Annotated in this window: 17 protein-coding genes; 10 read left to right on the forward strand and 7 right to left on the reverse strand. The window is 59.3% G+C overall.

The genetic code is table 11. The features are described 5' to 3' along the window. Nucleotides 1–81: 81 nt before the first annotated feature. Nucleotides 82–1,254, reverse strand: coding sequence for a porin (locus tag P3T20_RS15880; protein ID WP_074267089.1), 1,173 nt, complete (start codon nucleotides 1,252–1,254; stop codon nucleotides 82–84). A gap of 595 nt (nucleotides 1,255–1,849) precedes the next feature. On the opposite strand from P3T20_RS15880, the gene P3T20_RS15885 reads away from it, so the two are divergent. The 3 genes from P3T20_RS15885 to P3T20_RS15895 all read left to right on the forward strand — a co-directional run bounded on the left by P3T20_RS15885 (nucleotide 1,850) and on the right by P3T20_RS15895 (nucleotide 5,730). Continuing rightward, nucleotides 1,850–2,758, forward strand: coding sequence for a LysR substrate-binding domain-containing protein (locus P3T20_RS15885; protein ID WP_429287296.1), 909 nt, complete (start codon nucleotides 1,850–1,852; stop codon nucleotides 2,756–2,758). A gap of 210 nt (nucleotides 2,759–2,968) precedes the next feature. Continuing rightward, nucleotides 2,969–4,255 (forward strand): dicarboxylate/amino acid:cation symporter, encoded by a 1,287-nt coding sequence (locus tag P3T20_RS15890; RefSeq protein ID WP_429287297.1) that lies wholly within the window; start codon nucleotides 2,969–2,971, stop codon nucleotides 4,253–4,255. Beyond that, the gene (locus tag P3T20_RS15895) at nucleotides 4,252–5,730 is read left to right on the forward strand and encodes an aspartate/glutamate racemase family protein (protein ID WP_429287298.1); all 1,479 of its coding nucleotides are present in this window, start codon (nucleotides 4,252–4,254) and stop codon (nucleotides 5,728–5,730) included. The genes P3T20_RS15890 and P3T20_RS15895 overlap by 4 nt, the downstream gene beginning before the upstream one ends. A gap of 77 nt (nucleotides 5,731–5,807) precedes the next feature. Here P3T20_RS15895 and P3T20_RS15900 read toward each other — a convergent pair whose 3' ends face one another. After that, nucleotides 5,808–6,605, reverse strand: a complete 798-nt coding sequence (locus P3T20_RS15900; protein WP_429287299.1) for a BPSS1780 family membrane protein — start codon at nucleotides 6,603–6,605, stop codon at nucleotides 5,808–5,810. A 189-nt stretch (nucleotides 6,606–6,794) separates the two neighbouring features. On the opposite strand from P3T20_RS15900, the gene P3T20_RS15905 reads away from it, so the two are divergent. From P3T20_RS15905 to P3T20_RS15925, 5 genes are all read left to right on the forward strand, one after another. Continuing rightward, entirely contained in the window at nucleotides 6,795–7,772 is a 978-nt protein-coding gene (locus P3T20_RS15905; RefSeq protein WP_429287300.1) for a helix-turn-helix transcriptional regulator, read from the forward strand. A 396-nt stretch (nucleotides 7,773–8,168) separates the two neighbouring features. Beyond that, the gene (locus tag P3T20_RS15910) at nucleotides 8,169–9,122 is read left to right on the forward strand and encodes a nucleoside-specific channel-forming protein Tsx (RefSeq protein ID WP_429287301.1); all 954 of its coding nucleotides are present in this window, start codon (nucleotides 8,169–8,171) and stop codon (nucleotides 9,120–9,122) included. Nucleotides 9,123–9,219: 97 nt separating this feature from the next. After that, nucleotides 9,220–10,266, forward strand: coding sequence for a purine-nucleoside phosphorylase (locus tag P3T20_RS15915; protein WP_429287302.1), 1,047 nt, complete (start codon nucleotides 9,220–9,222; stop codon nucleotides 10,264–10,266). 17 nt (nucleotides 10,267–10,283) lie between these two features. After that, nucleotides 10,284–11,558: a NupC/NupG family nucleoside CNT transporter gene (locus tag P3T20_RS15920; protein WP_074267082.1), complete on the forward strand. Its 1,275-nt coding sequence runs from the start codon at nucleotides 10,284–10,286 to the stop codon at nucleotides 11,556–11,558. A gap of 49 nt (nucleotides 11,559–11,607) precedes the next feature. Beyond that, entirely contained in the window at nucleotides 11,608–12,033 is a 426-nt protein-coding gene (locus P3T20_RS15925) for a RidA family protein (protein WP_429287303.1), read from the forward strand. A gap of 15 nt (nucleotides 12,034–12,048) precedes the next feature. Here the strand turns inward: P3T20_RS15925 and P3T20_RS15930 are convergent, their stop codons facing one another. The 3 genes from P3T20_RS15930 to P3T20_RS15940 form a co-directional block, all read right to left on the reverse strand. After that, a complete protein-coding gene (locus tag P3T20_RS15930) occupies nucleotides 12,049–12,576 on the reverse strand; it encodes a chromate transporter (protein ID WP_429287304.1) in 528 nt (175 codons plus the stop codon). 5 nt (nucleotides 12,577–12,581) lie between these two features. Beyond that, nucleotides 12,582–13,214 (reverse strand): chromate transporter, encoded by a 633-nt coding sequence (locus P3T20_RS15935; protein ID WP_429287305.1) that lies wholly within the window; start codon nucleotides 13,212–13,214, stop codon nucleotides 12,582–12,584. 79 nt (nucleotides 13,215–13,293) lie between these two features. Beyond that, nucleotides 13,294–14,187: a LysR family transcriptional regulator gene (locus P3T20_RS15940; protein WP_429287306.1), complete on the reverse strand. Its 894-nt coding sequence runs from the start codon at nucleotides 14,185–14,187 to the stop codon at nucleotides 13,294–13,296. 84 nt (nucleotides 14,188–14,271) lie between these two features. On the opposite strand from P3T20_RS15940, the gene P3T20_RS15945 reads away from it, so the two are divergent. Continuing rightward, nucleotides 14,272–15,048, forward strand: coding sequence for an NAD(P)H-dependent oxidoreductase (locus tag P3T20_RS15945; RefSeq protein ID WP_429287307.1), 777 nt, complete (start codon nucleotides 14,272–14,274; stop codon nucleotides 15,046–15,048). Between the two features lie 14 nt (nucleotides 15,049–15,062). On the opposite strand, the gene P3T20_RS15950 is transcribed toward P3T20_RS15945, so the two are convergent. Further along, nucleotides 15,063–17,672 (reverse strand): penicillin-binding protein 1A, encoded by a 2,610-nt coding sequence (locus P3T20_RS15950; RefSeq protein ID WP_429287308.1) that lies wholly within the window; start codon nucleotides 17,670–17,672, stop codon nucleotides 15,063–15,065. A 179-nt stretch (nucleotides 17,673–17,851) separates the two neighbouring features. On the opposite strand from P3T20_RS15950, the gene P3T20_RS15955 reads away from it, so the two are divergent. Then, the gene (locus P3T20_RS15955) at nucleotides 17,852–18,586 is read left to right on the forward strand and encodes a hypothetical protein (protein ID WP_429287309.1); all 735 of its coding nucleotides are present in this window, start codon (nucleotides 17,852–17,854) and stop codon (nucleotides 18,584–18,586) included. 55 nt (nucleotides 18,587–18,641) lie between these two features. Here the strand turns inward: P3T20_RS15955 and P3T20_RS15960 are convergent, their stop codons facing one another. Next, nucleotides 18,642–19,544 carry a LysR family transcriptional regulator gene (locus P3T20_RS15960; protein WP_074267074.1) on the reverse strand — a complete coding sequence of 301 codons (903 nt, stop codon included), beginning with the start codon at nucleotides 19,542–19,544 and terminating at the stop codon, nucleotides 18,642–18,644. Nucleotides 19,545–19,643 lie beyond the last annotated feature (99 nt).

Consider the following 19,643-nt stretch of genomic DNA (forward strand, 5'->3'; position numbering starts at 1 on the left):
ACTCCGCATCAGTAACAAAGCCCGCCTGGATAACCCAGGCGGGCTTTGTCGTTTCGATGTCCGCTATCTGCAAACCGCAGCTTAGAACTTATGACGGATACCGATCATGCCCATAGCCTGTTTGTTGGTGGACGCATCGTTACCGAAGTCGCCCATCGACGCCACCGCTGCGACCACGTCGCCCGACGATGCGCTGATCGTATTGCCCGATGCCTTCTGATAACCGGCCAGCGCGTAGATGTCCGTGTGCTTCGACAGGAAGTAGTCGGCGCCGAAGCTGAACTGGTTATACGACACTGTCACGTTGTTGCCGCTGCCCTTCGTGTAGTCGTAGCCCACACCAAGAACCATCGCCGGTGTCAGCTGATAGTTCACGAACGCCTGGCCCGTGTTGAACTTCGTGTTGTTCTGGTCACCGAAAGAAGTCGTGTAGTTGTTGTACTGCACGTTGCTATACGAAACGCCGAACGTGAAATTCCGGAACACGTAATCGCCCGCGGCGCGGATGATCTGCATCGAGTTCGCCGAGACGAACCCACCAGAGATCGCTTCTGAATCTACCGCAAAGCTGGCTGCATCCGGGTTCAGGCCGTCGAACGATGCTGCTGTGCCGTGATCGCTATTGGCGTGGAAGTAACCTGCGGCGAAACCGAACGGACCGTGGTTGTACGCGAGAGCCGCCGCGTAGGTCTGGCCACTCGCGGTGCTGCCAGGCACACCACCGAACGCGTACATCGCCGAACCCTGCAGACCTGCGTAGTTCGGCGTGGTGTACTTGATCGAGTTGTTGGTGCGATAACTATTGTCGTAGTTGTCGATGTCGCCCGGCGTGGCGAAGGTCGGACCGAAGGTGTCGTCGTTCGTCAGCGGCTGGATCAGGTCGATCAGCGGATCGTACTGACGGCCGAGCGAGATCGTGCCGGTGTTGTCACCCGTCAAACCGACCATCGCGGTACGGCCGAAGATGCGCGAACCCTGGCCGAGACGGCCATTGTCGATGTTGAAGCCGCTTTCCAGCTTGAAGATGGCCGACAAACCGCCGCCCAGATCTTCCGTGCCTTTCAAGCCCCACAGGTTAGGCGAAATATTGCCTGCCGCCATCTCGAAGGTCCCACCCGAATGGTTGGTGCCCTGCTGGTTGCCGAAGTACGCAATACTCGTATCGAGCGCGCCGTACAAGGTGACGCTGCTTTGCGCATGGGCGATCGACGTCATGGCTGCGAGAGACGCGACTGCAAGAATTGTTTTTTTCATGAAAATTTATCCAATTAAAGATATTGGTCTCGATTTACTATCCCGCGAGACGATTCGCAAACCGAAGGCTATTGCGCTCAAGCCTGTACTTTCAACGCGACATTAATGTCCGGATAACAGCTGGTTGATGTTTACAGACCTGATCGACTACCGCGGCGCAAATATATCTGATGGTTTCATGATAAAAAACAGACCCATATTGAAATTCTATCTTTCAGCAACCTGAAAGGATTGGAAACCCTACACAGAGGGGATCTCCGGTTTTTTTCCATCTCCTGCGCAGCGATTTATTTGGCAGGTGTTGGATGATTGCCACATGTGAATACTTCGTCTGGAACCGAATCTCGCGCCGCGAAATATCGTTCAGCAAGCCGTCATTTTGATCACGTATTTAATACGTCACATGCACTCTGAAAACTCGAAAGACGTTATCAGATACGCGCTTTAGTTTTACCGATCTATCGCGCAGAAAAAGTCGCTCTACGCACCGACGCGTGGCGTCCACAGTCGGTTGGCGATAAAAAATGGCGACGCTAGAATCGGTCGACGGGGAGTCTGGCAGGCCAGCCAGTTCACACGTTGTCGAGGAGCTAACGTGGAAGTCAAGTGGATCGAGGATTTCATCGCGCTCGCGCAGCACCAGAGCTTTTCGCGCGCGGCGGAAGTGCGCAATGTCACCCAATCCGGGCTCAGCCGGCGCATTCAGGCGCTGGAACAGTGGATCGGCGCTGAACTGATCGACCGCAGCACCTATCCGCCCACGCTCACGCCCGCTGGCGCGTTGTTCCGCGAAGCCGCTGAGGACATGTTGGGCAAGCTGTTCGACACGCGGGCGATCATCCGCAGCGAGCAGCGCATGCCCGGGACCGGATTGCAGATCGCCGCCGGCCACGCCATCTCCGTTGGCTTTGTGCCGGACTGGCTGCGCTCGCTGCAAAGCCGCTTTAGCGGACTGCGTGTAAGGATTGTCCCGACCAACGTCCACGATTCGATTCTGATGCTGGTGAACGGTAACTGCGAGCTGATGCTTGCTTACGAGCACCCTGACCTGCCCCTGCATCTCGACGCCACGCGCTATCCTCACCTCACCGTCGGACACGACGTCTTCCTGCCCGTCTGCGCACCCAGCCAGCGCTCGACACCGTCGTTCCGTCTTCCAGGGACGCCGGGCCGTCCCTTACCGTTGATTGGCTATAGCGCGACCACCTACTTTGCCCGTTGCCTGCACCTGCTGCTGCACAGGGCGACCAAAAATCCAGCACTGACTCCGCACTTCGAATCAGATATGGCGGATGTGCTAAAGAAACTCGCGCTTAACGGCGAAGGCATCGCCTGGCTACCGCGTAGCCTGATCGAAACAGAGTTGAATAGCGGCACGCTCGTGACCGCCGGCGACCGTACGTGGCAACTCGATCTGCAATTGCGCCTCTACCGCGATCGCAACAACGAGATGCCTCTCGTGAAGGACATCTGGGAATACCTGGAGTCCCGCATCGAGGCTTGAGGCACGCCAGGGCTCCTTTCGCGATATCTATGCGGCTGCCGCATAGTGCAATGTCAAGCCCGCATCACGTTCATTTTTTTCGTCTCTAGTATCCGTCCAAGTCTTCTCATCACCGCGATTCGGTCGCGCGAGAAGGCGATATGCACGCTTTTGTATAGGAAGCCGTGCGGAAGCGGATGTTCGTCCTAGTCGACGAAAAAAAGGACAGCTATGAAAAATCGCCTTACGCTTTATATCGCCGTCGGCATGGTGCTCGGCGTCGCAGCAGGCTACGTGTGTCACGCCGGCGCCCCCGATGCTGACTCGGCAAAAACCCTGGCCGGCTATTTCTCGATCATCACGGATATCTTTCTGCGGCTGATCAAGATGATCATCGCGCCGCTGGTTTTCGCCACGCTCGTTTCCGGACTGGCTGGCATGGAGAGCGGTCAGGAGGTCGGGCGCATTGGACTGCGTACGGTCGGCTGGTTCATCTGTGCGTCGCTCGTGTCGCTCGCCCTCGGATTAGTACTCGCCAATGCTCTGCAACCGGGCGCAGCGCTGCACATGGTGGTGAGCGGCAGCGACGTGAACACCGGCCTCAATACCGCCGCGTTGAACTTCAAGGACGTCATTACCCACGCGTTTCCGACCAGTCTGCTAGATGCGATGGCGCGCAACGACATCTTGCAGATACTCGTGTTTTCGCTGTTCTTCGGCCTGGGGCTAGGCGCGCTAAAGCACGACGCACGCGTAAAGGTGGTTGTGCAGGCAATCGACGGCATGGTACCCGTGATGCTGCGACTCACCGATTACGTCATGCGCGCTGCGCCGTTTGGGGTGTTCGGTGCGATCGCGTCCGCCGTGACGCTGCGCGGCCTGGGCGTATTGCTTACTTACGGTAAGCTGATTGGTTCGTTCTACCTGGGTCTTCTGCTGCTGTGGACGCTCCTGATTGGCGTGGGTTACCTGTTTCTGGGCAAGCAGATCGGAGGCTTGCTCAAGGCTGTGCGCGAACCGGCCATGCTAGCGTTTTCGACCGCCAGCAGTGAAGCGGCCTATCCCCGCCTGACCGAGCAACTCGAGAAATTCGGCATCGACAAGAAAGTAGTTGGATTTACGCTACCGCTGGGCTACGTATTCAACCTCGACGGGTCTATGATGTATCAATCGTTTGCGGCAATTTTCATTGCCCAGGCCTTCGGTATCGACATGCCGCTGTCGCAGCAGATCTTCATGCTGCTAGTGTTGATGCTAAGCAGCAAGGGCATGGCAAGCGTGCCGCGAGGGTCGGTTGTGGTGGTCGCAGCTGTGGCACCGCTGTTCCACTTGCCCGCCGAGGGGGTCGTATTGGTCCTCGCGATCGACCAGATTCTCGATATGGGACGCACGATGACCAACGTGATCGGCAACAGCGTGGCGACTGCCGTGATCGCAAAATGGGAGGCGCGCCGCAGCAGCAGCGAAATTGCCGCTCCCACCCCGCAGTTTGAACAACTTCAGAGCGAAGTCCAATGACAGCAAGGAAGTTAGCTAACAGGCGGGTGTTTGGCGTGATCGGCGGGCTTGGGCCGCTCGCCGGCGCGGATGTACTTTTCAAGCTGATCCAGGCAAGTCCTGCGCATAGTGACGCGGAGCACTTCGACGTCCTGTTCGAACAGCGTCCGTTTCGCAATGCAAGCCCATCTCGCGCTGCGACGACCGAGCGCAAGCTGTACATCTTCGACATGATCCGCGATTTCGAAAAGCGCGGCGTCACGAGTGTTCTTCTGCCTTGCTTTTTGAGCCACACGTTCATCGATGAGTTGCAGGAGAACACGTCGGTGCAGATCGTCGACATGCTGGATGCGCTGCGTTGCCATGTAGCTCGCTCGTTTCCATCGGCGCGGCGCGTGGGTGTATTGACCTCGGACTACATTCGCGACGAGGGGCTTTTTGAGCGGTACTTCCGGGCACCGGAGTTCGAAGTGCTGCATCCGCGTCAGCGTAGTTCAGCTGATATGGATCCCGTCACCGAAGCTGTCTATGGCGAGGCTGGGATCAAGAGCGGCAACCTTGGTGGACGGCCCGTCGAACTATTGCGCGAGGCGTGTCAGGATCTGATCGCGCAGGGGGCGGACGTGATTTTGCCTGGGATGACTGAAATTGGTCTCGTGTTGAGTCAGATTGCGGCGCTGGACGTCCCGATCGTCGATTCGAACCTGGTGTACGCGCAATACGCGTCTGTGGGGCAATCCTTTAGCCACAACAACCGTGCGTTCAAGGTTGGTGTGGTGGGTGGTGTCGGTCCTGCTGCCACCGTTGACTTCATGCAAAAGCTGGTGCGTAGCACGCCGGCGACGCGTGATCAGGAACACATCAAACTGCTCGTTGAACAGAACCCGCAGATTCCGGATCGCACGGAGAATCTGCTGGGTGACGGGCGGGACCCGACGGTGTCGTTGTACGCGACGTGCAAGAAGCTGGAAGCGGGGGAGGTGGACATTATCGCCATCCCTTGCAATACCGCTCATGCGTTTGTCGAACGGATACAGCCGTATCTGAACGTACCGATCGTCAATATGCTGACGGTGAGCGTCGAATATCTGAAGCTGGCGTTTCCCGATCTACGTGAGGTTGGGTTGCTTGCTACCACTGGGACTATCAGGAGTGGGGTCTATAAAAAAGCATTCGAGGCGCGTGGGCTGAGGCAGATCGTTCCGAGCGATGATCTGCAGACGCGGGTGATGAATGCGATTTATGGGGAGTGTGGTGTTAAGGCGGGATTTACTACCGGCGAGTGCCTCGACGATATTCGCGCAGCTGTCGATGAACTAAGCGGGCGCGGCGTTGAGGTAATTCTTCTTGGGTGTACTGAATTGCCGTTGTTGCTGCCTGAGGCGAAGATATATTCGGGTGACGGTCGGGCTGTGAGGCTTGTGGATCCGACTGAAATCCTTGCACGGCGCTGTGTGGCTTATGCGCGTGGGGAGATGGGGGTGGTGCGTGCCTAGGGTGGGAGAGCCATAGGGGATTGAGTATCCCCCGGACAATGGCTCGCCAGGAACATCAAGCACCGCCCACGCCCCGCTCATCGCCCCAAAAACACGTCCCTGTAAGCGCCATAAATCGACAGCAGCGGCAATGCGGTCAACAACGGCGTCAACACCAATGCACGCAACACCAGCGGAACCATCGGTGCGAACAGCACGGCCACCGTCATCGCCGCGAAGTACATCACCATCACCGGCCAGTTGCGCGCCGCGCCATTCAGACTTGCGAACATTGCTCCGTGCGGCGTCATGTTGTGCAAGATCACCAGAGCCGGGGCGAAGCAGGCCGATGCAATCGCGACGGCGAAAATGGACACCCCCAGCAGCGATTCGAGCGCACCGCGTACGCCATGGTCGCCGCCAAAGCTGATCGAGACGTTATGCACCCCACTCGCCGTAACCGACACGTTCAAAGACAGATGGAACGTTGCCAGCAGAACCACATAGCCGATAGCAACGATCGCCGCTCCATACAAACCGATCAGACATAACGCGTTGCTGCGCCGAATCAGCGCCGCAAACGTCTCGCGCAGCGACACCGGTTGCCCCTTGCTAGCGCCGTCCTGCACGAACATCAACCCACCCATCACGAGTGGCGCCAGCAGCACCGCCACTGGATACAACTGCGGCACAAACCCCAGCAACGTCGCGAGATCGGCGCAGACCAGCAACACGCTAAGCCACAGCACCGGTTGCATGCTCGCGACGCGCACGCCACTCCTCAGCCAATCGGAAATATGCAGAGGGTTGACCTCCCTCCCACCGGAAAAAGGTAGTCCCGACAGACGATGAAGACGCGTTTGCTTAGAAACGTCGCTCGGAAAATCGATGTTCATGACAGTTTCCTCAGTGAAAACGAAGCGTTGTTATTCGTACTCCTACAAACTGAAAATCCGGTTCATCGCCGTCCGGGTATTGCCTCTTCTTTCCCCAGCATCCACGGTATCGTCCTGGCGTGCTGTTACTGCTAATCTACGGATCATTGCGGACAAAGGTTGTCCGCATCTAAGGAGGGCGACGCCGAAATGTTGCAAAACTCCACGAGACTGCTGCGTCTGCTGGGGATGCTCAGGAGTTCCCCGTCGTGGCACGGTGCCGTGCTGGCCGAGCGCCTTGGCGTCACCGAGCGGACCGTGCGTCGCGACGTCGACCACTTGCGCGGTCTAGGCTACCGGATCGGCGCGACGCCGGGGCCGGATGGCGGATATAGCCTGGAAGCCGGGACCACCCTGCCGCCCTTGCTGTTCGAGGAGGACGAAGCACTGGCCGTCTCGCTGGCGCTGCGAACGCTTGCTGCGAGCGGTGTGGAAGACGTCGAAGAGTCGGCGCTCTCCGCCCTCGTCAAGCTGGAACATTTGATGCCTCCAGGCCACAACCGCAAGGCGAGGGCTTTTTTCGCATCTATCCAGAAGTTGGCCCAGACGGGCCCCAAGGTCGACCAGGCCGTGCTGGCTACGCTGGCCGGCGGGTGTGCGGACCACGAGCAATTGCAATTCAACTATAGGGATGGCAAAGCCCAGGTCAGCCAGCGCACGGTCGAACCTCAAGGCCTGGTCAACGCGGAGTCGCGGTGGTACCTCGTTGCCTGGGACGTCAGGCGGGCGGACTGGCGTACGTTCCGTGTCGACCGGGTAGTTCCGCCGATTTCGAGCGGAGCGCGTTTCGAACCTCGTAGTGGGCCGGACAAGGGTGATCTTGCCGCCTACGTCTCGCGCTCGGTTTCAACGGCGGCTTACCCGGTGCGCGCCAAGGTGATCCTTCACGCGCCGATGCAGGCGCTCGCCCAAAGCATCTGTCCACTCGTAGGGCAACTGGCGCCGCTCGATTCGCAGCGCTGCATCGTGCACACGGGAGCGCATGATCTGCACACGATCGCATCCTGGCTGTGCACGCTGGAAGTCGAATACGACATCCAGGAGCCTCCCGAGCTTTTAGAGTTCCTGCGAGCAATGAACGCGCGCATCGACCGGACTTTGGGACGAGCTATAAAAGCAGCACATTAGGGCACGACGGCCATTACGCGCCCACGTCGCCCGCAACGAGTGCCAACACTCGCCAATCTCACGCTCACCTATCCATTTCGCATCTATCCATCAGATGGCGTCAGGATTTCCCTGGCGTGCAGTTCCTCAATCCTGAATCCTGACCAACCAGACAACTTTGGCATGCTTCGTGCGTTCAATCGCCGCCTACATGCATAGCGTGCGCTTAACCTGACCAACTGGTCGACATTGGGGCGCGAGCGCACTCGAAGCATGCAGCCTGTGCAATCTAGCGGTGCTTCTGCCAAGGACCGAAGAGACTTGCACGGCAGCAGTCATCGTAAATATTAATAACGGTAAGGATTCGATCAGATGATAACAATTAGGCATCCAAATGAAATAGCTGGAAATAAGTGGATGGCTGCCGTGAAGCGCCATTGCAAGCTTGCTGCCCTGATCGCAGCGCTCATGTCGGTCAGCCTCTTCGTAGTTCAAACAGCCAGGGCCGACGCGTCGACCGACCCGACTCTCGCGGAAAGCGGCACCGTCGTCCCCAATACCGCAGCGCAACCGGCCGCCGCGTCTCCTTATCTATCGTCATGGTTTCATCAGAGTCTCGGCGTGATCGGCTCAAAAGACATCCGCTTCGGACCTTATGAGACCAACGACATGTATCTGGAGTACGAGTACTTCGGCAGAAAAGGCCCGTTCGACCTATACGGGTATATCGATGCACCAAAGGTGTTCGGAGTAGGCAATACGCATGACACCGGCATGTGGGACCGCGGCTCTCCCCTGTTCAGTGAGCAGGAACCGCGCGTATCGATCGACGACCTCGTCGGCAGGCACCTCGGTTTTGGTCCGTTCAAGCAATGGTATCTGGCGTTCGACTGGATCTATGACGAGGGCTACAACATCGGCGGCCGTCAGAACACCCTGTATAGCGGCATCGGCACGGATATCGACACGCACACGCCGTTGATCCTGTCCGCAAATCTCTACGTGCGCAGGCAATGGGAGAACTACGGCGCGGCGAATGAAAACTCGTGGGACGGCTATCGCGCCCAGATGAAATACATCTATCCGCTCGGAAGCTTTCATGGCGGCAATCTGACGTACGTCGGCTTCTTCAACTATGACTTCGGCTCGAAGCTGCGCGAGGAGACCGGCGGCACCAGCCGCACGGACACGGCCTTCGTCGAAACGAACGTGCTGCTCTATTCATTCACGCACTGGCGCTTCTGGGCCGCAGCCCGGTACTTCCACGATGGCGGCCAATGGTCTGGTGGCGATCTCGACTTCGGGAATGGCCCGTTTGCCAACCGCGCGACCGGTTGGGGTTATTACGCGAGTGTCGGCTATCAGTTCTGATCGTATGCTGCATCATCCGGCGCGATCGACGATCGCACCATGAGCGAAGTCGCAGACGCCGGACAAGTTTGAACAACCCATTAGGAATACAGATCTCATGTTGAAGACGAAATTTCTACGGATGCTCGCCGGACTGGGACTCGCCGTGTCGCTGGTTGCCGGCGTGCATGCCGCCGGGGACAACGCGCATCACCCGCGCCCGGTCAAGGTTCTGATCATCTCCATGTTTGGACCGGAGGGCAAAGTGTGGCTGGACCACCTCGGCCCGATGGAGAGCATCAAGGTGCTGGGGCTGTCCCCCGACTATCCCGAAGTCCACTGCACCCACGACGGCGTCTGTGTCCTGACGACCGGCATGGGGCACACGAATGCGGCGGCGTCGATGTCCGCGCTCGTGTACTCGAAACAGTTCGATTTGCGCAAGACGTACTTCCTTGTATCCGGTATCGCCGGCATCGACCCGGCGCAGGGCACCCTCGGCTCAGCCGCATGGGCGCGCTACCTGGTGGACTTCGGCATCCAGTGGGAACTGGATGCACGTGAAATTCCGCCGGGTTGGAAGTCCGGCTACCTTGGCATCAATACCAAAAGCGAAAATGAAAAGCCGCCGCTGGACTACCGCACCGAAGTGTTTCAACTGAACGAGGCGCTACTGCAAAAGGCCTATGGTCTTTCGCGCGACGTGACGTTGACAGACAGCCCGCAGGCTGCAGCGTATCGCGCGAAGTACTCGAGCGCGCCCGCCAATCAACGCCCGAGTCTCATTCAGTGTGACACCCTCGCGGGCGATACCTGGTTTTCCGGGAATGCCATCGGACAGCGCGCTCGCGACTGGACCAAACTCCTGACCGACGGCAAGGGCGTGTACTGCACGACGCAGCAGGAGGATAACGCCACTTTCGAGGTCATCAAACGCGCAGCGTCTGCTGGGCTCGCCGACACGCAACGTGTGGCGGTATTGCGTGCTGGCTCGGACTTCGACCGGCCTCCGCAAGGCGTATCGAACGTCGACAACCTGCTCGATTACCAGAATCAGGGAGGCTTTGTCCCGGCGTTGAACAACCTGTATCTCGCCGGATCGCCGCTCGTGAATGCGATCGTCAAGGACTGGCCGCACTGGAAAGACGGCGTGCCGGCCAACTAAATTTCGAGGGGAACCACGTGGATATTGTCCGCAGCCTTTGTGGCATGTTGATATTGCTGTTGATCGCCTATTTGCTGTCGAACAATCGCGGCGCGGTTCGGCCGCGCACCCTGGTCGCTGCGCTTGCGACCCAGTTGGCAATCGGTGCACTGGTGCTGTTCGTACCCTTCGGACGCACTGCCCTTGCGGCAGCCGCTGCAGGAGTCAACCGGGTGCTCGAAATGGGCAACCATGGTGTGTCGTTTATCTTTGGCGGTCTGGTCGACAACAAGATGTTCGAGCTCTTCGGCGCGGGTGGCTTCGTATTTGGGCTACGTGTGCTGCCCATGATCATCTTCGTGACAGCACTGATCGCGGTGCTTTATTACGTCGGGGTCATGAAGTGGATCGTCACCATCGTCGGCATCGCGCTGGAAAAGTTGCTCGACGTGAGCCGCATTGAAGCCTGCTCGGCGGTTGCAACCATCTTCCTCGGTCAAAGCGAAATGCCTGCACTGGTAAAGCCGTTCGTCCGGCAGATGACCAGTGCCGAGATCTTTGCTGTGATGTCGAGCGGCATGGCTTCCGTCGCGGGTTCTGTGCTTGCCGCGTACGCCGGCCTCGGGGTGAAGATGGAGTACCTGCTGGCCGCGTCGTTCATGGCGGTCCCAGGCGGCCTGTTGTTCGGCAAGCTGCTGTATCCCACTGTCGAGCCGAGCCAGACGACGATAGAGGGGCTCGATTTCGACGAGAAGGGTTCGACCAACGTCATCGAAGCGGCCGCCTCTGGCGCAACCATTGGCCTGAGAATCGCCATCAACGTCGGAGCGATGCTGATTGCGTTCATCGGACTCATCGCGCTCGTCAACACGTCCGTCGGAGGCATCGCGGCGCTGTTCGGCTTCGCACATGTGACGCTTCAGGGTCTCATCGGCACGCTTCTGGCGCCGCTCGCCTGGTTGATCGGCGTGCCGTGGCACGACGCGCCGCTTGCCGGCAACTTTATCGGCGAGAAGCTGATTCTCAATGAGTTCGTTGCCTACGGCGACCTCTCCCCGTACCTGAAGGACAGCGTCCAGGTCGCTGCGGCAGGACTGCAGATTCTCGATCCGAAGACGATTGCGATCGTATCGTTCGCGCTGTGCGGCTTTGCGAATTTCTCTTCGATCGCGATTCTGGCTGGGGGTTTCAGTGCGGTGGCGCCTGAGCGACGCTCTGAAGTGGCGCGACATGGACTGCGAGCGCTTACGGCGAGTACGTTGTCGAATTTGATGAGCGCTGCGATTGCGGGGTTGTTCTTTTCGTTGCACTGAGCGGGACGGGGCATAATCTCCGGGAGCAATCCGTCAACGGAGTTCGACAATGGTGCAGGCCTTCAATCCGCCCGAATTATGGTCGCCGTTTGGCGCGTTCTCGATGGCCGTCATCCAGGGTGACGGCCATATCGTGCACCTGAAAGGTCAGATCTCGCTCGATAGAAACGGACAGGTAGTGGGCCACAACGATATGCGCGCGCAGACGCGCCAGGTGCTGGAGAACATCCGCGATGTTTTAGCGGTCATGGGTGGACAAATGGCCGACGTGATATCACTGGTGCACTACGCAACGGATATCGATGCGTTCATGGGTACAGGAGATATCCGCAAGGAGTTTTTCGCCGCACCGTTTCCTGTCACCACCACGGTTCAGGTTGAGCGACTGTATCGTCCGGAACTGATGATCGAAATCGCCGCGATTGCGGAAATTCCGCGGCAGAGGTTTCGGCACCCCGCTTCCGACACGCCTTGACCTTGACCTTGCCCGCTATTTGACGAACCCCGCCAGCCCCAACACCGCACCCACCGCAACCAGCCAGATCGGGTTGAACCGCGTGTGATAAGCGACGACCACCGTCACGATCGTCAACACGGCACGACCGATATTGACGTCGATTTCCCGAACGAAAACGTAGGATGCGCAAGCGAGCAGACCCACTGTCCCAGGCGCGAGACCACGGCGAACCGCCTTCACAACAAGTGAATCGTTGCGCCGTTCGACCCAGCCGCTCACAAAGTAAGCGAGCAACGCGGACGGCACGATCATGGAAATCGTCACGACCAGCGCGCCAGCCAGCCCTGCTGCCTGAAAACCGATCAGCGAGACCGCCATGCCATTAGGACCCGGCGCCGCCTGCATGGCTGAAAAAAACGTGACGAACTGCTGGGCAGTGAGCCAGTGACGCGTATCCACTGCGTAACGTTGAATATCGGCCAGTGTGGAGTTCATCCCGCCCACGGCGAGGACGGACCACAGCGCGCTGTGGAGCGCGAGATCGGTCAGCCTGGAGGTCATCAGGCTCACTCCGCACGAGGCTTCGTTAAAGCCTCTGCGTGCAGCGCACGCCACATCAGCCACGAGCCAAACGGGCCGAGCACCGCGAGAACCGGCAGCAGTGGCAGCTTCAGCAAGCCGACCGCGACAAACATCGCGACCACCAGTACCAGGTTCCGAAGGTCGCGTGGCAAGCTCACAAGCAGCTTGAGCACCGTCGCAATCACCAATCCCGTAGCCACAGGCATCAAGCCTGCGAGCAGGTGCGTCGTAACGGCCGCGTTACCCCAGCTTGCGTAAGCGTAGCCGACGCCTACGGTGATGATCGTAGGGGCAAGGTAAAGCCCGCATACACCCGTCACCGCGCCGAGTGCGCCGTGATACTTCCGTCCGATGATGGTGGCGATGTTCGATACGTTCGGTCCAGGCAGGAGCTGTGCCAGCGGCAGCACTTCGGCGAACTCGCGATCGGTCAACCACCCGCGGCGCTCGACTAGCATGCGGCGCGCCCAAGGCAATACACCGCCGAAACCGGTGAGTCCGATCATGAAGAACGCACCGAACACTTCGCCTAAAGTCGGCTTAGGCGAAGCGAAGGGCGCGTCGGCGCGCGGGCCGGAACGTTGGCTATTTCCATCATCGGAGATCGGTGCGTTCATTGGACATTCCACTCAGGGCGGTTCGTTTGCGGTGCGGGAGATAATAGCAGCGGCATATTCCGTGCCGCAGCGACGCAGATCACACTGAATCCGCAATGTAATCGCGCAACCATCGATGCGCAGGATCGCGATGGGAGCGCTCATGCCAAAGCATGGCCATCTCGTAGCCAGATACCTCCAGCGGCGGCTCGACCACGCGCAACGTTGACGTATTGCGAGTCAGGCGCGATGGCAACATCGCGACGAGATCTGTGCTCGCCAAAACCGACATCATAAAGAGAAAGTGCGGGACCGAAAGCACAACCCGGCGTGACATTCCTGCTTCTGCAAGCACTTCGTCGGTAATGCCAAGGAACCCGGCGCCGTCCTGCGACACGATTACGTGCTCAAGCTCGCAGAATTGCGCGAGCGTTGGCCGCCGCTTCAGGCGCGGATGTCCCGCACGACCGACCAGCACGTACCGCTCCGCAAACAGCACCCGGCGATGCAATCCGGCGGGTGACCCCTCGCTGGTATGGAAAGCAAGATCGATCTCCCCCCGTTCCGCTTGTCTGGCGATGCGCGACGGAAACATCTCCACAACCGCCAGCCGGGTGCCAGGGGCCGCCGAGCGCAAGCCGGCCAACACCGGCAGCAGGATCGTCGATTCCCCGTAGTCGGCAGCGGCGACACGCCACGTATGACTCGCCGTGGCGGGATCAAAGGGGCTGGCTGGGGCGACTGTTCTCTCCAGTGCTTCAAGCGCTTGCCGCAAAGGCTCGCGCAGCGATTCCGCCCGCGCGGTGGGCCGCATGCCGCGCGGCCCCGGCAACAGCAGTGGATCACCAAAGATATCCCTTAGCTTGGCGAGATGTACGCTGACCGATGGTTGCGAAAAATTCAGCCGCTCAGCTGCACGCGTCACGTTGTGTTCCGAGAGCAGGACATCCAGCGTGACTAGCAAGTTGAGGTCCAGCCGCCTGAGATTATTCACGGTAATACCTGCAATATTGGATATTCATTTCCAATATACCCGACCGAGACCTATCCTGCCTCTCTTTGCAATGGAGGCCAAGTCATGAATATTCTTCTCGTGTATGCCCATCCCGAGCCTCGATCATTGAATGGTTCGCTCAAGGACTTCTCGATCAAGCGTCTTGAAGATGCGGGGCATACGGTACAAGTATCAGACCTGTACGCAATGAACTGGAAAGCGTCGCTCGACCAGGACGACAGCATCGATCGGCCAGCCGGTACGCGTTTTGATCCGTCGCATGAGTCCAGACTTGCGTTCGAGAGCGGTAGGCAGAGTCAGGACATCGTCTTGGAACAGAACAAGTTGCGCTGGGCGGATGCGCTCATCCTGCAGTTTCCGCTGTGGTGGTTCTCGATGCCGGCGATCCTGAAAGGCTGGGTAGAGCGCGTCTATGCGTATGGCTTCGCGTATGGAGTAGGAGAACATTCCAATTCTCACTGGGGCGATCGCTACGGAGAAGGTTCGATGACGGGCAAGAGGGCGATGCTGATCGCCACCACTGGTGGATGGGAATCGCACTACGGCCCGCGAGGTATCAACGGACCCATCGACGACGTGTTATTCCCGATTCAGCACGGGATACTGTATTACCCCGGCTTCGACGTGTTGCCGCCGTTCGTCGTCTATCGGACCAGCCGTATGGACGACGAACGGTTTTTGGAAACCTGCGACAAACTCGGACAACGTCTCGACGACCTTTGGAATACGAACCCGATACCGTACCGCCAGCAGAATGCAGGCGAATACGACATTCCCGAATGCACGCTTCGACCTGAGATTGCTCCTGAACAGGTCGGCTTCGCCGCACACGTCGCGTAGAAAGTGCGCTGGGCTCACTGCCTGCTCGACCCAGAATCGCCCTCAGGTACATCCGGCGAGGGTGTAGGCGACGAACCTGGCCCTTCAACGGGGAAACCGCCGTTGCGTTGCGGCACGCCCATCAACTCGGCGGCCGATGCCGGCGAGAGCACCGCTGCAGGGGGTATAGCGCTCGAGCCAGAATTCGAAGCAGCCGCAGGCGCCGATGCAGCTGCGCCAGGGGCGCCGAGCAAAGGCGGCACTTCACGCGGCACTGAAGCTGCTGGGGCTGCAGGCGGTGCTGGCGATGCCGAGGACGAAGGCGGAGTAACTGGCGCCGGCTTCGGTGCCACATGACGCAGCGGTGCAGGCGCAGTTTGCGTCTTCGGCTTCGATGCAAACAGATAGCTCACCCACGCATTCAGTTTGTCGCGGAACTCATCGAACAGACTCGGCTGCACCTCGGTCGCAAACTTCACTCGCGAATCGATCAGCCGCGCTCGCAGCGCACGCTGATAGAAATCCCCGACAATCGGCAACGCGGTATGCGCGCCTTCGCCCCAATAATTGCTGCCCAACGTGACACGCCCGTCGTCGAAGCCAACCCACGCACCCGCCACCAGTTGCGGATGCATCAGGATGAACCAGCCGTCGGCATTGTCCTGCGTCGTGCCGGTCTTGCCCGCCACATCCGCGCGAATGCCGAAACGCGAACGGATAGCGGCACCAGTACCGCGATTCACGACATCGCGCATCACATCGAGCAGCGTCCTATCCGCCGCAGCCGACAACGCCCGCTCCGGCGAAGCGGGCTCGAATTGCGCGAGCACGTTGCCATTGTGATCCTCGATGCTCGTCACCATGCGCGGCTCGAGATACTCGCCGTCGTTCGCAATCGTGCCATACGCCGAGACCATTTCCTTGATCGTCACCGGGCTCGTGCCCAGTGCAAGCGATGGCACAGGGGCGAGTTCGCTGTCGCGCACGCCCATCGCGCGTGCGAGCCGGACCACCTTGTCCGGCCCAACCTGCTCCATCAACTGCGCGGTGATGCGGTTGCGCGAATAAGCGAGCGCATCGCGCAGTGTCATCGGCTTGCCGCTCGGCGGCGCGTCGTCGTTCGGACGCCAGATCTCGCCGCCCTTCAGCGGTATTTCGATCGGCTGATCGATGAAGGTGTCCGTGGGCTTCGCGCCATCTGCAAAAGCGGCACCGTACACGAACGGCTTGAACGTCGAACCGGGCTGACGCCGTGACTGCTGAACGTGATCGAACGGCTCGTCAGTGAAATCGCGGCTGCCCACCCATGCCTTGATCTGCCCGTTACGCGGATCGATGGCGAGGAAACCTGCCTGCACTTCGGTCTTGTCGTGGCACAGCGTGCGCACGAATGTGCGGTCAGCGCCCAGATGCTGGAGCGCATCGTCGTCGCTTTGACCGGCGCTGATCGCAGCCTTGTAATCCGGCGTCTCGCGGATGAAACTCTTGAAGAGATCGCTTTGCGGCGAGCAGCCGGAGCGTCCGCTCCACGCCCCATTGGCAACCGATTGCAACGCATTGCCCTGCAAGACAACCGCCGCGGTCGCCATCGACTGCAGACGCGAATCGATCGTCGTATGAACAATTAGTCCATCTGAGTAAATGTTGTAGTCGTTGCGATCGGCCCACGAGATCAGCCACTTACGCAACTGCTGCGCGAAGTGCGGAGCAGGTCCCGGCGGTTCGATCTGCCGTTCGAAATCGACGCGCAGAGGCTTGCGGCTCAATGTTGCGTAGGTCGCCTGCGAGAGACGGCCGTATTTGACCATCTGCACGAGCACCGTATTGCGGCGCTCCAGCGCGCGGTCCGGATTGATCACCGGGTTGTAATAGCTGTTGCCCTTCAACATGCCGGTCAACGTGGCGCTTTCCAGAATATCCAGTTGATCCGCGGATTTGCCGAAGTACGTGCGCGAAGCCATTTCGATACCGTACGCGTTGTACAGAAACGGCACCGTGTTCAGATACGTTTCGAGAATCTGGTCCTTGCTGTAAGCCGCCTCGATCTTTAGCGCGGTGATCGCTTCTTTCACTTTGCGCGTGAGAGTCGGAGCGCGGCCGATTTCGTCCGGATAGAGATTGCGCGCCAGTTGCTGGGTGATCGTCGAACCACCCTGGCGGTCGCCGCCGAACGTGTGCAATGCCGCAGATCCCGTGCGCCGCCAGTCGATACCATGATGCTGGTAAAAGCGGTGGTCTTCGGTAGAGATCAGCGCGTCGACCATGTGGGGCGAGATATCGGCGAGCGGAACCCATTCGCGGTTCGAAGGCTTGAATTCAGCGAGCAGCTTGCCGTCGGCCGAGAGAATCTGCGCCGGCTGGTCGACCCGCGCCTTGCGGATATCGCTAATGCTCGGCGTGAACGGAATCAGCACAATCACATACAGCAGCACGAGCGCAGGCGGTGTGGCGAACGTAAGCAGAACACCGCGCCGCGTCGGATGACGTAGATGGAACAGCACCTTGACCAGCAAGGGTTTGAGCAGGCGAGCGGCGAACCCGATCAACTCCACGACGAGAAGAAGGGCGGCCCCCAGCAAACGTGCAAGCCGGCCGGCCCACAGGCGGCAGAATTCACGTACGGACGATACAAATTGGCGACTCACGCTGGTTTCGGCCCATCTTGAAAAGCGTGAATGGTATCAAACCGCATATGTGGGCCCAGGTTCTGGCAGATGTGGAAAGAGATCGGGAACACCGGTTTTGGTAAAACCGGCCTGAATGCTAACCGAAAGATTGGGTGACTAGAATCGTCCGGCAGACCAATTGAGAAAAACCAAAGACCATGAAAACGACAAGAACCATCCTGCTACTGATTTCCCTTGTTGCTCCCACGCTTGCGCACGCAGAGTCCGTCGCTGCCCCCAAACTCAGCGAGGGCGACACCTGGACGTATGTCAATACGATCGAGAACGGCCCTAACGGCTGGCACCAGAGTCATGACGAGATCGTCGTACTGCGGACCACGTCCGATCATATCTACTTCGAAACGAAGCAGGTTGGCACGACCCAGGCCGCAAAAGAACTGATCGCGGGCTCGGACTGGAGCCGTTCGCGTAACGTGAACGGCTCCGAAACTACGGTCAATCGGCCTTTGTCGTTCCCGCTGACCGTCGGCAAGACGTGGGAAGTGAAATACACCGAGGCGCATCCGAATGTGCAGCACGCATCGGAGTCGTTCGACAGCCGGTTCAAGGTGGTCGGCCCCGAATCCGTAGAAGTGCCCGCGGGAAAGTTTGACGCGATCAAGGTCGAAGCCGAAGGAGACTGGACCGCGGAGACTGCGCCGATTCAATCCGCAACGGGAGGCGCCTTCTCCACGCAGGGAGGAACGACCGTTATAGCGCAGACCCGCAAGGCCGCGCCGACGGCCGTCACTGGCCGTCTCTACAAGGCGTTCTGGTACGTGCCCGAAACCGGCCGCTGGGTTAAGTCCGTCGAGGAATACTACGGAAGCAACGGCGTCAGGACTCAACGGTTTACGAGCGAACTGGAATCGTTCAAGCACGCCACGCAGTAGCCGCTTTCCTTAGCCATTGGCTGATATGACGGGTTGAATGAAGTTCGGGTGAGCGCTAGTTCGATCCCTCACCCGCCTTCAAAAAATCCACAAAAGCCCGCAACGGCGCCGGCAAATGCCGCCGCCCCGGGTAGTAGAGAAACGGCCCCGGAAAACGCTGCCACCACGGCTCCAGAATTGGCTCGAGCGTTCCGCTCTCGAGATGCGGGCGCAGCATATCCTCGAACAGGTGAATCACCCCTACCCCGGCCACCGCGGTGCTGATCGCCAAGTCCATTGCGGCCCCCGGCCGGACAAGCAGCGGCCCCGAAGGATCCAACCGCACTACTTCACCGTCCCGTTCGAAATCCCACGTCGGTTTCGCGCCTCCAGCAAACTGCCCACGCAGGCAAGCATGCGAAAGCAGTTCGCGCGGATGTTCGGGTCTCCCATGCACATCGAGATACCCCGGCGCCGCAGCCGTAGCAAAACGCTGCACACGCGGTCCGATCGGCACAGCGATCATGTCCTGCTCAAGCCGCTCGTCGTAGCGAATACCCGCGTCGCAGCCGATTGAAAGCACATCGACAAAGCCGTCCTCCACCACAACCTCCACGCGGATGTCGGGATAGGCCTTCAGAAACGACGCAATGACGCTGGGCAAGACAATCCGCGCCGCGCTCGACGGCACGTTGAGCTTGAGCGTGCCGGTCGGCTTCTCACGAAACCCGTTCAGGACATCCAGGGCCGCTTCCATCTCGCTGAACAGGGGCGTCAGCGTTTCGAGCAGGCGTAGCCCTGCCTCAGTCGGCGCCACACTGCGCGTGGTCCGGTTGAGCAAACGCAGGCCGAACTTCGTCTCAAGCCGGCGCACGGCGATGCTCAGGCTCGACGCCGACACGCCACTGATGCGCGCGGCGTCGCGAAAACCCCCGGCATGCGCCACAGAGACGAAAGCGGCGAGATCATTCAATTCCATGGCGATTGTGCAAAATTTTGAACAACCTGTGCAATTTAGATCGGATTTTCAAACAACGCAATCACGACCATACTGCGTCCCATCACTCGCCAAAGGAGG

The organism is Paraburkholderia sp. GAS206C (assembly GCF_050435645.1).
Lineage (GTDB): Bacteria > Pseudomonadota > Gammaproteobacteria > Burkholderiales > Burkholderiaceae > Paraburkholderia > Paraburkholderia phenazinium_B.

Bases quoted from the DNA above. Each gene is read 5' to 3' on its own strand.
- P3T20_RS15880 (WP_074267089.1), bottom strand. From the start codon at position 1,254: ATGAAAAAAACAATTCTTGCAGTCGCGTCTCTCGCAGCCATGACGTCG.
- P3T20_RS15890 (WP_429287297.1), top strand. From the start codon at position 2,969: ATGAAAAATCGCCTTACGCTTTATATCGCCGTCGGCATGGTGCTCGGC.
- P3T20_RS15895 (WP_429287298.1), top strand. From the start codon at position 4,252: ATGACAGCAAGGAAGTTAGCTAACAGGCGGGTGTTTGGCGTGATCGGC.
- P3T20_RS15900 (WP_429287299.1), bottom strand. From the start codon at position 6,605: ATGAACATCGATTTTCCGAGCGACGTTTCTAAGCAAACGCGTCTTCAT.
- P3T20_RS15905 (WP_429287300.1), top strand. From the start codon at position 6,795: ATGTTGCAAAACTCCACGAGACTGCTGCGTCTGCTGGGGATGCTCAGG.
- P3T20_RS15910 (WP_429287301.1), top strand. From the start codon at position 8,169: ATGGCTGCCGTGAAGCGCCATTGCAAGCTTGCTGCCCTGATCGCAGCG.
- P3T20_RS15915 (WP_429287302.1), top strand. From the start codon at position 9,220: ATGTTGAAGACGAAATTTCTACGGATGCTCGCCGGACTGGGACTCGCC.
- P3T20_RS15925 (WP_429287303.1), top strand. From the start codon at position 11,608: ATGGTGCAGGCCTTCAATCCGCCCGAATTATGGTCGCCGTTTGGCGCG.
- P3T20_RS15930 (WP_429287304.1), bottom strand. From the start codon at position 12,576: ATGACCTCCAGGCTGACCGATCTCGCGCTCCACAGCGCGCTGTGGTCC.
- P3T20_RS15935 (WP_429287305.1), bottom strand. From the start codon at position 13,214: ATGAACGCACCGATCTCCGATGATGGAAATAGCCAACGTTCCGGCCCG.
- P3T20_RS15945 (WP_429287307.1), top strand. From the start codon at position 14,272: ATGAATATTCTTCTCGTGTATGCCCATCCCGAGCCTCGATCATTGAAT.
- P3T20_RS15955 (WP_429287309.1), top strand. From the start codon at position 17,852: ATGAAAACGACAAGAACCATCCTGCTACTGATTTCCCTTGTTGCTCCC.
- P3T20_RS15960 (WP_074267074.1), bottom strand. From the start codon at position 19,544: ATGGAATTGAATGATCTCGCCGCTTTCGTCTCTGTGGCGCATGCCGGG.